Source organism: Alteribacter salitolerans (genome assembly GCF_016901055.1).
Classification (GTDB): Bacteria; Bacillota; Bacilli; order Bacillales; family Salisediminibacteriaceae; genus Alteribacter; species Alteribacter keqinensis.
The window spans coordinates 226,183-240,179 of sequence record NZ_JAFEUX010000005.1; the positions used below are offsets into that span (position 1 = coordinate 226,183).

Annotated in this window: 12 protein-coding genes; 8 read left to right on the forward strand and 4 right to left on the reverse strand. The window is 44.8% G+C overall.

Annotation, left to right across the window (positions count from 1 at the left end):
* Window positions 1-61: 61 nt before the first annotated feature.
* Window positions 62-1,372: a DRTGG domain-containing protein gene (locus JSY36_RS11910; RefSeq protein WP_122898023.1), complete on the forward strand. Its 1,311-nt coding sequence runs from the start codon at window positions 62-64 to the stop codon at window positions 1,370-1,372.
* 454 nt (window positions 1,373-1,826) lie between these two features.
* On the opposite strand, the gene JSY36_RS11915 is transcribed toward JSY36_RS11910, so the two are convergent.
* Complete coding sequence (locus JSY36_RS11915) at window positions 1,827-2,153, reverse strand: YtpI family protein (protein ID WP_122898020.1); 327 nt, start codon at window positions 2,151-2,153, stop codon at window positions 1,827-1,829.
* Window positions 2,154-2,330: 177 nt separating this feature from the next.
* On the opposite strand from JSY36_RS11915, the gene JSY36_RS11920 reads away from it, so the two are divergent.
* The gene (locus JSY36_RS11920; RefSeq protein WP_205166574.1) at window positions 2,331-3,272 is read left to right on the forward strand and encodes a DHH family phosphoesterase; all 942 of its coding nucleotides are present in this window, start codon (window positions 2,331-2,333) and stop codon (window positions 3,270-3,272) included.
* Between the two features lie 89 nt (window positions 3,273-3,361).
* On the opposite strand, the gene JSY36_RS11925 is transcribed toward JSY36_RS11920, so the two are convergent.
* From JSY36_RS11925 to ytrH, 3 genes are all read right to left on the reverse strand, one after another.
* Entirely contained in the window at window positions 3,362-3,550 is a 189-nt protein-coding gene (locus JSY36_RS11925) for a YtzJ family protein (RefSeq protein ID WP_205166575.1), read from the reverse strand.
* Between the two features lie 160 nt (window positions 3,551-3,710).
* The gene (gene ytrI, locus JSY36_RS11930; RefSeq protein WP_122898014.1) at window positions 3,711-4,214 is read right to left on the reverse strand and encodes a sporulation membrane protein YtrI; all 504 of its coding nucleotides are present in this window, start codon (window positions 4,212-4,214) and stop codon (window positions 3,711-3,713) included.
* Window positions 4,211-4,543 (reverse strand): sporulation membrane protein YtrH, encoded by a 333-nt coding sequence (gene ytrH / locus JSY36_RS11935; protein WP_122898012.1) that lies wholly within the window; start codon window positions 4,541-4,543, stop codon window positions 4,211-4,213. Before ytrH ends, ytrI begins: the two co-directional genes overlap by 4 nt.
* A gap of 148 nt (window positions 4,544-4,691) precedes the next feature.
* On the opposite strand from ytrH, the gene dnaE reads away from it, so the two are divergent.
* The 6 genes from dnaE (at window position 4,692) to pfkA (ending at window position 13,931) form a co-directional block, all read left to right on the forward strand.
* A complete protein-coding gene (gene dnaE / locus JSY36_RS11940; protein ID WP_205166576.1) occupies window positions 4,692-8,081 on the forward strand; it encodes a DNA polymerase III subunit alpha in 3,390 nt (1,129 codons plus the stop codon).
* 139 nt (window positions 8,082-8,220) lie between these two features.
* Entirely contained in the window at window positions 8,221-9,462 is a 1,242-nt protein-coding gene (gene ystJ, locus JSY36_RS11945) for an NADP-dependent malic enzyme (protein WP_122898008.1), read from the forward strand.
* Between the two features lie 464 nt (window positions 9,463-9,926).
* Window positions 9,927-10,592, forward strand: a complete 666-nt coding sequence (locus tag JSY36_RS11950) for a FadR/GntR family transcriptional regulator (RefSeq protein WP_205166577.1) — start codon at window positions 9,927-9,929, stop codon at window positions 10,590-10,592.
* Between the two features lie 285 nt (window positions 10,593-10,877).
* Window positions 10,878-11,774 carry an acetyl-CoA carboxylase, carboxyltransferase subunit beta gene (accD, locus tag JSY36_RS11955; RefSeq protein ID WP_122898004.1) on the forward strand — a complete coding sequence of 299 codons (897 nt, stop codon included), beginning with the start codon at window positions 10,878-10,880 and terminating at the stop codon, window positions 11,772-11,774.
* 2 nt (window positions 11,775-11,776) lie between these two features.
* Window positions 11,777-12,754, forward strand: coding sequence for an acetyl-CoA carboxylase carboxyl transferase subunit alpha (gene accA / locus JSY36_RS11960; protein ID WP_205166578.1), 978 nt, complete (start codon window positions 11,777-11,779; stop codon window positions 12,752-12,754).
* A gap of 217 nt (window positions 12,755-12,971) precedes the next feature.
* Window positions 12,972-13,931: a 6-phosphofructokinase gene (gene pfkA, locus JSY36_RS11965; RefSeq protein ID WP_122898000.1), complete on the forward strand. Its 960-nt coding sequence runs from the start codon at window positions 12,972-12,974 to the stop codon at window positions 13,929-13,931.
* The last annotated feature ends 66 nt before the right edge of the window (window positions 13,932-13,997 follow it).

Genomic DNA, 13,997 nt, shown 5'->3' on the forward strand with positions numbered 1-13,997 from the left:
ACTTGTATTAGTACAGATTACTAAATAAGAGTGAAACAGCTCTTTCGGGGTGGATAGCGGTATGACAAAACACGAACAGATCCTCCAGCATATCCGGTCTCTGGATGTGGGGAGTAAAATCTCAGTCAGGCAGGTTGCCAAAGCCCTCCAGGTGAGCGAGGGAACAGCTTACAGAGCGATTAAAGACGCTGAAAATCAAGGCATTGTAAGTACAATTGAGCGGGTAGGCACAATCAGAATAGAAAAGAAACAAAAAGAAAATATTGAAAAGCTGACTTTTGCTGAAGTGATCAACATAGTCGATGGACAAGTTCTTGGAGGCAGAAACGGTCTTTATAAAACACTTAGCAAGTTTGTTATCGGTGCCATGAAGGCAGAAGCCATGATGCGTTACGTTGAACCTGAGAACCTTCTTATCGTCGGTAACCGGGAACAAGTACACAAAATGGCACTGGAATCAGGGGCTGCTGTCCTTATTACGGGTGGATTCGATACAAATGATGAAGTGAAGGCACTGGCAGACAGACTTGAACTTCCGATCATCTCCACTACGTATGATACCTTTACGGTAGCTGCAATGATCAACCGTGCAATCTATGACCAGCTTATTAAAAAAGAAATTCTGATGGTTGAGGATATCCTCATACCTTTTGATAAGACGTACTTGATGACCAATGGCCATACGGTAGAGAAGTGGCATGAGCTGAATAAACGGACAAGCCACAGCCGTTACCCCGTTATTGACGAAGTGGACGGGAAGCTTCTCGGCATGGTCACAGCCAAAGATGTGATGGGAGTAAGCCCTTTTGTAGAAATTGAAAAAGTAATGACTAAGCAGCCAATTGCAGTAACATCGAAAACGTCTGTCGCATCAGCTGCCCACCGGATGGTTTGGGAAGGGATTGAGCTTTTACCTGTAACGGATTCGGGACGGAGACTTCTTGGGGTGATCAGCCGCCAGGACGTTCTTAAGGCTCTTCAGATGATTCAAAGGCAGCCTCAGGTCGGAGAAACAATTGAAGATCTTGTAACACGTCATTTTGAGGACGTTTCTACACCGCAGGAACATGTGTACCGGCTTGAAGTAACCCCGCAGATGACTAATCATCTCGGAACCATTTCCTATGGCGTTATGACAACTATTGTGACAGAAGCAGGAAGCCGGGCGCTGAGAAAATATAAAAAAGGCGACCTTGTGGTTGAGAATATTACTCTTTTCTTTATTAAACCTGTGCAGATCGACAGTGAAATGAAGGTCTGTCCCCGAGTTCTTGAAGTAGGACGGAAATTTGGAAAGGTGGACGTTGAAATTTTTCACGAAAACCAGATTGTCGGGAAAGCCATGCTCATGGCCCAGCTTATTGACCGCTGATTTTGATCAGTCAGTATCTGCGGAAAATGTATAGAAAAAAGAAGGAGACATGTCACTGAATTAGCGGCTTGATGGAATCACCTCAAGGTTTTGAACCTATTACCAAAAAACGAGTGCCAAAATTAATGAAGACCCTCTCATGCGGCTGTGAGAAGGTCTTCTTCTTGATTTTTGTCAGTTTTTCAATTTGGATAAGTTATATAAGATAAAAATGGAGCGAAAGGCGGCGACTACAGCGACGAGCGTATACATCACCAATAATTATCGAGTTGCTTCGACGCATTATACTTCAGAGCCTGGCTCGCAGTGGAAGAAGCAGCATGTTGAGGAGGTTCCAGAACCGCCCGCGGAAAGCGTCCGCCTGTAGCGTAATATATTGTTGTTTACAGTATCATTTTTACGAAATAAAAAGAGGGGGTCTCCAAAACATGTTGGAGACCCCCATCTTTTTTGTTTATTTAGCAGGCTGTTCCTTCGATTCATGCTTTCTTATTTCTTCTGCTTCCTTTCTGGCATATGGCAGGAAGGCGCGATAGTTACGAATACCAAAAAAGACATTGATACCACCATAGATAATAAAGATCACTCCAATAGCAGTCGCTACTGTTGTACCAAGGTTGATCATGGCATTAAGACCAAACGTACCGATAGCCACACCGACAGCAATACTTGATTTGGAGGAATACCATTTACTTTCCATAGGGCCCCGTGCTTTCATCTGCTGAACTTTAAAGTAGACAAACAATACAAAGGAAACGACGATGATAATCGGGATAAGCATATAAAAAATCTCCTTTATCAGACAGCTGCTTGAGCCGGCTGTAAATTCACGTACTCTTTCTTAGTAAAAATAGCACATATACTAAAGGGATATCAAGGCTGTTCACAGCATTGTATAATCTCTCGAAGTAAGCTAATCTTAAGCTAATCACTTCATTTGCAGATTGGAGCAGCGAATATGAAACAGAAGATTATTGAAAAAATAAAAAAGTATCATACGATTATTATACATAGACATGTCAGACCGGACCCTGATGCGGTCGGTTCACAGTCGGGTTTGAAAGAATTGATCATAAGTAACTTCCCGGAAAAAAGAGTATTGCTGGCAGGAGAAGATGACAGTGAGTTTACTTACCTTGCCGGGATGGACAAAATTAAAGACGATGACTACAAAGGGGCACTTGTTATTGTCTGTGATACTGCTAATTTGCCCCGGGTTGACGATCAGCGCTATGAGCTGGGAGAATTCCTGATTAAGATCGACCATCATCCTGAAGTGGATGTGTACGGCGATTTATCCTGGGTGGATATCACAGCAAGCTCTACATCAGAAATGATTTGTGAGCTGTACGGAGTATGGCAGGAGGACGGTGCCGTACTCAGTGATGAAGCGAGTCGGCTGTTGTATGCCGGTATCGTTGGTGATACAGGACGTTTTCGTCATCCGAACACAACAAAACGAACGTTTTACTGGGCAGGGAAGCTGATTGAAGGGGATTTTTCACGTCCGGAGCTGTACAATGCCATGTACGAAAAAAACATCGACCTTGTACGTATGGAAGGCTACGTTCTCTCACAGGTTGAATTGAAACCGTCCGGGGCTGCTTTTATTAAGCTTCCGGCAGAGATTTTAAAAGAGTACAAAGTGGATGCAGGGATGACGGCAAGCATCGTCAATTCTTTTTCGACGTTAAAAGGTGTGAAGGCATGGGTATTCTTTGTAGAAGAAGAGGAGGAGATTCGTGTTCGTCTTCGTTCTAAGGGACCGGTTATTAATGACCTTGCTGCACGCTACAATGGCGGAGGACACCCCATGGCCTCCGGTGCAACTGTATATTCCTGGGAGGAAGCGGAACGCCTCCTTGAAGAGCTGGATCAGATATGTACTGAGTCGGAGTAACCTCGTTTGTGATATAATACAGCCTTTTTATCGGCAAATATGTACGTTAAAAAGTGAAAAAGAGCGGACACAGCTGATAATCAGCTGTGTCACGCTCTTTTTTTAGGAATAAACCAGGATCCGTGTTCGGTTTTTTCTTCAATGACATCAAGACCCATGTTTTTAATTTCTTTTCGAATGAGGTCAGTTACTTCGTGGGTTTCAGCGAAAGCGGAAAATCCAGCCTGAATTTTTTGTACCTTTTCTTTGGCTAATTTACTTCTGCTCATGATTTTCATTGCAAACTACCTCCTTCTCACTATTGTAATCTATGCAACTTCATTAAAGCCGTGACAGATGACCAGTGGTCCAAGGTGTTTTGTTCTTACTTTCATTATACACCTTCCTGCACGGAAATAACGTATTTTGGTAAATCGTTCATGAAATTGCCATAAGCTTTTATTCAGCAGCATGAATGGAGATATCAAGCTCTAATACCGAGTATATCGTTGTATTTTCAATTTTCAACTGATAGTACTTTTCATTGATCCCGTACCGTTTATTCTCAATCGCCTTTTTCAGAACTTCTTTAGACAGGTGTACGTTTTCAAGGCTTTTATTTCTTACGAGTTCAAGCTCGCTCTCTACTGCACCTTTTAATTCGAAAAGGGTAAGTTCACTGAGGTTCACTTCTGATTCGTTCAAAAAGTTGATTTTAATTTCCTGAACCGTCAGCATCTGCTGAAGCTGCTTATTTTGTTCATCGGAATCTTTCCGCAAGATCTCAATTGTTTTTTCATGGCTCTCAATCAAGGAGCGCTGCTTTCCGATTTCCATCCTCAAATGCTCGTGGACATAACCAAAATTGTATAAAAAAAAGAGCCACCCGATTAGCATACCTAAGATGACTCCGGCGAAAAATCGCTGCCAGCTTTTATCATGATAAAAAGGGGGGACTCTCATTTAATTCCCTCCTGGGTTATCCATTGAATAATTACCGTACCACTGTGTGCACCGCATAATGCTGCAAAGATCATCACGAGCGTTTTGAAAATATCCGCATGGGTTCCTTCAAAGATTCCCCGTTCCAGGCTGCTGATGGCATCGAATGTTCCGCCGATTGCAGCAACAAGCGCCCATATCTTAAGGCTTGAAGCAAGGTCATACATAATAGACATTGGCGGTTTTCCAATAAGGTAGGCACCGATTCCCCCCACAATTGATCCGCCTATAATGACACCGAATGCAACAAAGTAATCAATGATTAACGTTGCAAGAAAATCTTTATCCATCGTCCATCCCCCCGGACTGGTTTTGTCCAACCATTACTACATGTCTATGGCAATTCATTAAACTTATGATAGATAATCATTCCGGGTGTCACAAACATTTGTTTGCGTTACAATAGAAGAAAGATTTTACGTGAAAGGAGGGGTGGCAGTGAGTTTTGTTCATCTCCATGTCCACAGTGAATACAGCTTTTTGTACGGAGCCGGAAAAATAAAAGACCTCACCCGCAGAGCGAAGGAGCTTAACATGACTGCCCTTGCCCTGACTGATAAAAATGGAATGTACGGAGCGGTTTCTTTTTACAAGGAATGTTACAGCCGGGGAATCAAACCTCTTTTAGGGGTTGAATTGACTGCTAAGAGCCGGGGGGAGACCCTCTTTCAGATCATCCTGCTAGCCAGGAACAAAACAGGATTAAGAGAACTAATGAAACTTACAGCACTGGCTTATGAGCATGCGGAGAAAGGCAGGCCGGTTCTGCCGGTATCGGCCCTGAACGCCATAACAAAAGAAAGTATTGTAGCCATATCTCCTTTTGAAGGAGGGATACTCCAGCATCTGGTCTCTGAGGGAAATCTGGAAGGAGCGTCAGAAACTTTATTTGCTTTAGAGGACCTTTTTGGAAAGGGACACGTCTTTACAGAAGTTCAAAGCCATAACCGTGCCGAGGAAAAAGAGCTGCTTCTTGCGTTAAACAAATGGCGGAAAGAATCGGATAACAAGATTCAGTTTGTGGCTTCCAACCATGTTCAGTTTGTTTTCCCTGAACAGTCCAGAGCCCACCGCGTTGTCCAGGCGATCGGGAGGGGAGAAACACTTGAAGAGCTTCCTGCTCCAGTTTCTTCTGATGACTATTATTTAAAGACGCAGGATGAAATGGCCCGGCTCTTTCGCGGCTGGCCCGAAGCGTTGGAAGCGACAGTACATATCGCAGACATGTGTAATGTGGAGATTGATTTAGGGAATCAGGTACTTCCTGAGTATCCTGTTCCACAAGGGGAGTCTGCCGGAAGCTACCTGCGGAAAAAGTGCGAAGAAGGAATTGCAAAGCGATACGGAGACACACCCGGACAGGGAGTGTGGGAGCGTCTTGACTATGAGCTTTCTGTTATTCACAGCATGAATTACGATGATTACTTTCTGATAGTCTGGGATTTTATGGACTATGCCCACACACAGGGAATGCTCACAGGCCCTGGCCGGGGATCAGCGGCAGGTTCCCTCGTCGCTTATGTTCTCGAAATTACCGATGTAGATCCCATACAGTATGAGTTACTCTTTGAGCGTTTCCTGAACCCGGAGCGTGTATCAATGCCTGATATCGATATTGATTTCCCCGATGACCGGAGAGATGAAGTTATCCGTTATGTGGCCCAGAAGTATGGGCGGGACCATGTGGCACAAATCATCACATTCGGAACATTAGCGGCAAAAGCAGCATTAAGAGATGGGGGACGGGTAATGCAGACCCCGCAAAAGCTCATTGACAGGCTGGCTAAACTCATCCCTTCAAAGCCCAATATAAAATTACACGAAGCAAAAAAAGACGTACCTGCAATCTCAAAGCTTTTAGAGGAACATGAGGAGTTGGACGAGCTCTTCAGTATAGCTGTGGAAATTGAAGGTCTCCCACGCCACACATCCGTTCATGCAGCCGGTGTTGTGATTAGCAGAGATAAACTTACAGATATAGTCCCGGTACAAACCGGTAACGATGACATCAACCTTACACAGTATCCGATGGGGATACTTGAAGAACTGGGACTCCTGAAAATGGACTTCCTCGGTCTCAGGAACTTGAGCTTCATAAAAAACATTACAGAGCTTATCAAGGAAGACCATGGAGAGACGATTGATATAAAAGCGATTCCCTTTAATGACAAAAACACCTTTTCCATGCTCTCAGAAGGGGATGCAAGCGGTGTGTTTCAGCTCGAATCCTCTGGCATGAGGAGCGTCCTAAAACGTCTGAAACCGACTGAATTTGAAGATATCGTAGCGGTTAACGCGCTCTACAGACCGGGACCGATGGAAAACATTCCTGTTTATATTAAACGTAAACACGGGCTTGAGAAGGTCACCTATCCTCACGCTGACCTGAAGCCGATTCTTGAGAAAACATACGGTGTGCTCATTTATCAGGAGCAGATCATGCAGATTGCTTCCCGAATGGCCGGCTTTTCTCTTGGAGAGGCAGACATTCTCCGCCGGGCTGTAGGGAAGAAAAAGCGGGAAGTCCTTGAAAAGGGCAGGGCCCAATTTGTTGGAGGGTCAACAAAGAACGGCTATTCAGCAAAGGAAGCAGATGGTGTATACGATCTGATTGTCCGTTTTGCCGACTATGGATTTAACCGCAGTCATGCTGTTGCATACAGCATCATTGCCTATCAGCTGGCTTACCTGAAAGCAAATTATCCAACGTCCTTTCTTACTGCCCTTTTGTCCGGTGTGATTCATCATCAGGAGAAAATGGCGGAATATATAGCGGAAGCAAGAAGAAAAGGGATCAAAGTTAAAGGCCCTTCTGTCAATGAGAGCAGTGCACGCTTCAAAGCAATTGGAAATGAGATCTGGATTGGGTTAGCAGCTGTAAAAAACGTTGGTGTTCAGGCTATCCAGGCTATCCTTGAAGAAAGAGCGAAGGAGCCGTTTCAGGATTTATTTGACCTGTGTGCCCGTATTGCGCCGCGCCACCTTCCAAAACGGGCACTTGAAGCCTTGATTGTATCAGGGGCCTGTGATGAATTCGGTATTCATCGTGCCGGTCTTTTAGCCAATCTTGATGCAGCAATGGAATATGGGGCGAAATTAAACGAATCGAGATCACAAAAGGGAACGGCTTTGTTTGATGAAGATGTTGTAAAGCCCGATTATTTCGATGTGCCTCCTTTTGGAGAGCAGGAGGAACTGCAATTTGAGAAGCAGGTACTCGGATTCTACGCAACAAATCACCCTGTCCATTCCTATGGCGATACCCTTGAAGAGTATCAGAGGTCAACTGTGAAACATACACTGGAAAACAGCGATGAAGGCAAAGTTGTACGTCTTGCAGGCCTCATTGAAGATGTGAAAGTCATTAAAACAAAAAAAGGACAGCAAATGGCTTTTATGCAGCTCACTGACGAGACTGGGGAAGCAGAGATTACGCTTTTTCCAAAGACTTTCGAAAAATACCGTTCTGTCGTAAATAAAGGTGAACTGTTATTTATAGAAGGGCGAACAAGCTATCATAACGGCCAGCTCAAAATTAATGCAGACAAGATGACACCTCTTGAAAATCTAAAGAAATCATTTAACCAAAAGGCAGGGAAGGTACTCTATGTAAAACTTGACGGGGACCATCAGGACCCGGGCTACCGTGACAGGCTAAAAAGGATGTTGAAGGATGACCCTGGTGAAGTACGCGTTGTCCTGTATGATGAGGAGGTAAAAAAGGTGTACCGCCTTAATGAGGAATGGTCTGTATCGGGTGACGAAAGCCTGCTTATACGCCTTAAAGACCTCCTCGGTGAAAAAAACATCGTTATTAGACAAGAATAGGTGTATCTCCGGAAAGGATTTGTTATAATATAAGTTGTTCACGAAGTGGTCAGACCACTATTTGGAATAAAGGAAGGCTGGGTCAGCCCTGCCGCACCTTACATTAATAAGGAATCATAATGAAAAAAGGAGTGGAAGAATGGCGACTTTACGAGAAGAAGCTTTACATATGCACCGGGTGCATAAAGGGAAGCTCGAGACAGTATCAAAAGTGGCAGTAAAAAATGCACAAGACTTGTCACTGGCCTATTCACCTGGCGTTGCAGAACCATGTAAAGCCATTTTCGAAGATCCGCAGTCAGTTTACGAATACACCATGAAAGGTAACATGGTTGCCGTTGTTTCAGACGGTACTGCCGTTCTTGGATTAGGAAATATCGGCCCGGAAGCTTCTCTGCCGGTAATGGAAGGAAAAGCGGTGCTGTTTAAATCATTCGCCGGCGTTGATGCTTTTCCGATTTGTTTAAATACAAATGACGTAGATGAAATTGTACAAACCGTAAAATTGATGGAGCCGACTTTTGGCGGCGTAAACCTTGAAGATATTGCTGCTCCAAGATGTTTCGAGATTGAGGAGCGCCTCAAAAAAGAAATGAATATTCCTGTATTCCACGACGATCAGCATGGAACAGCGATTGTAACAGCTGCCGGCCTGCTGAATGCCCTCAAGATTACCGGAAAATCCATGGCAGAGATCAAAGTGGTGGTTAACGGAGCAGGTGCTGCAGGAATTGCGATTATTAAGCTTCTACTGAGCATGGGATGCAAGGAAATTATTCTTTGTGATTCGAGAGGAGCTATTTTTGAAGGCCGCTCATCAGGGATGAACGACCTGAAGCATGAAATGGCCCAGGTTACTAACAAAGGAAAGCTTGATGGAAGCTTAAAAGACGTTATTAAAGATACGGATGTCTTCATTGGTGTATCTGTTGAAGGGGCACTGACAAAAGAGATGGTGGAGAGCATGAACCCGGATCCGATTATCTTTGCTATGGCAAACCCGACTCCGGAAATTATGCCTGATGAAGCGAAGGCAGCCGGTGCGAGTGTGATTGGTACGGGACGCTCTGATTTCCCTAACCAGGTAAATAACGTTCTCGCATTCCCTGGAATCTTCCGAGGAGCTCTGGATGTTTATGCCACACATATCAATGAAGAAATGAAGGTTGCAGCAGTTAAAGCAATTGCCGGTCTTGTTGGTGATAATGAGCTGAATACAGATTACGTCATTCCGGCTCCATTTGACCCCCGTGTTGCTCCTGCAGTAGCGAAAAGTGTAGCTGTGGCGGCAATGGAAACAGGTGTTGCCAGACGAAAGGTAAACCCTGACGACGTAGAGAAAAAAACACAGCAGCTTACAATGATCGACGAATCAAAATAAACAGATGTGAAGATGAGGTTGGAATATAAAGAAAGTGTTTAGCTGAATCCAAACAATGCGCTGACATAGCGGATGAAATATACGCAGGCTCCTGCGGGATGAAAAGCAAAGGTGAGACCCCGGAGTGACGAGCATTTCCTTCATGAGTACGCGGCGAGTTGCTTCGACGCAGACAGCTGCTAAGGTTAGCTGGCAGAGGAAGAAGCAGGAAAGCTGGAGGAGGGTAACCCGCTTCCCGCGGAAAGCGAAGTATATTTCAGGAGCGGTTTATTGCAGCGCGTTTTATTCGTTCGGATTCTTGTGGACTAAAACACTTCTGTCCCAGCCTCATCTGTAGTGTTTGCAGCAGCTTCTCTCCGGTTTATTTATACGGGACTGGGATGTGTATGATGCACCGGCCGGTCTGTAAGGATGACTGAGACACCCGCGTCTCCCTAATAGTGAATGAAAGCAGGTGGTCGTAAATGACCTCACCAGCTAATAAAGTATATCTTAATATCTTAAAAGAGCTAGATCATATCATCCATGAAGATAACCTCCTTCCTGGAGATAAACTTCCCTCTGAACGGGAGCTTGCTGAAAGACTTCAGGTAGGCCGGTCTTCTGTAAGAGAAGCGCTTCGGGCGCTGGAACTCCTCGATCTCATTGAGACCCGTAAAGGTGAAGGAACCTTTATACAGCGGGCAGGAGGGCACCGGCTGGCAGAAATACTGGCCGGTTTCTTTTTAAGAGAAACACGGGCGCGCAAAGATGTAACGGAAACCCGTGCCATTATCGAAATAGAAGCTGTCCGGCTTGCTTGCAGAAGAGCAACTGAAAAGCAGCTGGAAAAACTGAAAATATTAATAGATGAATCAAAAGCAACCTGGGCTGATGGACATATACCAGTAGAAGAAGATTACCTTTTTCATAAGGCGCTTGTAGAATCCTGTCATAATCATTTAATGCTGAATATCTGGCGTCCCTTGGTGGAATACAGCAAGGTTGCACTCAGAGAATCCCTTTCGAGAAGGGGAAGAACTGAAGATGCGATTCATGAACACGAAGCGATCTATGAAGCGATCTGTTCAAAGAATGAGGACAAGGCTGTTCAGTGCCTTCGTCATCATCTCGAAAACAGTCGTTTTTAAACTTATTATGCCGATATTCAAAGCAGGAATAAACTTGAACTTGCCCAACAGACAGTGTTATGATGGAAAAAATTTACGATTACTTCTATATTAATAATGCTGAACTGTAACGGGCCCGCGGCAAACACGAAATGAATAATCATTACCTGGTGAATTTAGACGGGCTTTCAATAAATGCGAGGTTTCATGGTAATATGCAGTGACCAGTTATGGTGTCTTTCGGCTGTATAATGCCGGGGTTAACTGCACTGATGTTTCAGATATGGATAAAAAGAGGTGAGAAATGTGTTACGGGATCTTTTTTCAAAGAAGAAAAAGTATGCAACGATACCTTCGGAAGAAGCCAAGCAGGAAGTTCCTGAAGGGTTAATGACGAAATGTCCACAGTGTAAAAGTATTATGTATACAAAAGAACTGAAGAAAAATCTGAGTGTCTGTGATTCTTGCGGCTTTCACCACAGACTTACTGCTTATGACCGTATGGATACAATATTTGACCCGGAAACATTCGAGGAATTTGATCACGATATTATCGCAAAGGATCCGCTTAATTTTCCATCCTATCAGGAAAAGTCAAAGGCAGACCGGGAGAAAACAGGTCTTAATGAAGCGATTGTTACTGGGAAAGGAAAGATTGACGGATATCCGGCTGTCGTAGGTGTTATGGATGCACGCTTCCGGATGGGAAGCATGGGCTCGGTTGTGGGAGAGAAGATCAACCGTGCCATAGAACGTGCCATCGAAGAGGACAAGCCGTTTATTTTATTTGCAGCTTCCGGGGGTGCGAGAATGCAGGAAGGTGTTTTCAGTCTTATGCAGATGGCAAAGACGAGCACAGCCCTCAACCGGTTGAGTAATGCAGGAAACTTATTTATATCAGTTATGACTCACCCTACAACAGGGGGCGTATCAGCAAGTTTTGCTTCTCTGGGTGACATTAACCTGGCTGAACCTAAGGCATTGATTGGCTTTGCCGGAAGAAGGATCATTGAACAGACGATTCGTCAGGAGCTTCCTGAGGATTTTCAGACGGCAGAATTCCTTCTAAAGCACGGCCAGCTGGATCGTGTCGTTGAACGAAAAGAATTGAAGGAAACCCTTAAAACAATACTGAGCATCCACTCACCCTTAAGTGAGGAAGCAGTGAAAGAGCAGCTTGAGCCCAACGAACAGGAGGTGTAATCATGGCTGAAGACTTACCTTTTGAAAAACCAATAACGGAACTAAGAGGAAAAATCTCTGAACTGAAAGCATTTACTGCAGAAAAAGGAATCGATCTGTCAGGTGAAATTGAAAAGCTGGAAGCCCGTATGGAGCAGCTCGAAGAAGACATCTACGGCAACATGAGTCCCTGGAACCGTGTACAGATTGCAAGGCACAACAACAGACCAACCACGCTTGATTACATCGAGCGCCTGTTTACGGATTTTCTGGAGCTTCATGGCGACAGACTCTACGGCGATGATGAAGCGATTGTCGGAGGTATTGCAAAATACAAGGGACGCCCTGTAACCGTTATCGGTCATCAGCGGGGAAAAGGGACGAAGGAAAACCTTCGCCGTAATTTCGGAATGCCTCATCCTGAAGGCTACCGTAAAGCGATGCGTCTTATGAAACAGGCTGAAAAGTTTAAGCGTCCGATCATTAATTTCATCGATACAAAAGGGGCTTACCCTGGTATGGCAGCAGAAGAAAGAGGACAGAGCGAGGCGATCGCCAGAAATCTGATTGAAATGGCTGATCTTAACGTTCCGGTTATCTGTGTTGTCATCGGTGAAGGTGGAAGTGGCGGTGCGCTTGCACTTGGTGTAGGAGATCGTATCTACATGCTGGAGAATTCCACTTATTCTGTCATTTCTCCTGAAGGTGCAGCAGCCCTTTTATGGAAGGATGCCGGTCAGGCGCAGCGTGCAGCAGAAACAATGAAAATCACGGCGCCTGATTTAAAAGAACTCGATCTCATTGATGGCATCATTACGGAAGTCCGGGGTGGAGCTCACCGTGATGTGGAGAAGCAGGCAGCGTATATCGATGAAACACTTACAAGGGCTCTCGAGGAACTTGCAGAAGTAAAAGAAGAAGAAATTGTTCAAAAACGTTACGAAAAATTTAATAACATTGGACAATATGACTATGTAAACGGTACCAACAGCGCCAATTAAGGAAAACAGCCATCCCCCGACGGGACGGCTGTTTTGTTTGCCTGTGGATGTCTATTGCTATAAGGTTTTGAAAGTGTTATTTTTATTACTGCGATACGAGTATAAACGTCAATCAAGGATAGTATAAGAAAAGCTTAGGATAAAGATGTGGAACTTTTGTCCCGATTACAAGCAAGCTTTCTCATATAAAAGATTAATGAAGAGGTGAATGAAGCGAATGAAGCGCATTGGAGTTTTAACAAGTGGCGGGGACTCACCCGGAATGAACGCAGCCATTCGTGCAGTTGTTCGTAAAGCAATCTACCATGACCTGGAGGTCTACGGAATTTACCAGGGGTATGCAGGGTTGATCAGCGGACAAATTAAAAAACTGGAACTAGGTTCTGTAGGTGACATCATCCACCGCGGCGGAACAATGCTTTATACAGCAAGATGTGAAGAATTTAAAACGATGGAAGGCCAGAAGAAGGGTATCGAACAACTAAACAAGTTTGGTATCGACGGCCTTGTTGTCATCGGCGGAGACGGCTCCTTCCAGGGTGCCCGTAAACTGACGGAACACGGCTTCCCGACGATCGGAGTACCTGGTACGATTGACAATGATATTTCCGGTACAGATTTTACGATTGGCTTTGATACGGCATTGAATACCGTTATTGATGCCATTGATAAAATCCGTGATACGGCTACATCCCACGAACGTACATACGTTGTGGAAGTGATGGGCCGGGATGCAGGGGACCTTGCACTATGGGCAGGTCTTGCAGATGGTGCAGAAACGATCCTCATTCCCGAAGTTGACTACAACATGGATGACATTGTGAACCGTCTTAAGCGCGGGGCTGACCGTGGTAAAAAACACAGTATTATTCTTGTAGCTGAAGGTGTAGGCTCAGGCGTTGATATTGGAAGAGAGATACAGGATAAGACTAACTTCGAAACACGGGTTACTGTTCTTGGTCACATCCAGCGCGGCGGATCACCAACAGCAGCTGACCGTGTGCTGGCAAGCCGTCTCGGTGCCAAGGCAGTGGAGCTTCTCTTAAACGGCCAGCAGGGACAGATGGTGGGTATTGAAAGTAACAAGCTTGTTTCCCATGACATCGACGAAGCCCTATCAAGAGAGCACACCGTTGATGAAGAGATGTACCAACTGTCTCAGGAACTTTCAATTTAGTCATACACGTACAGCCAGCTGGGACTCCGTTGTCCTGGCTTTCGTACGGTAAAGAAATGGTAACAG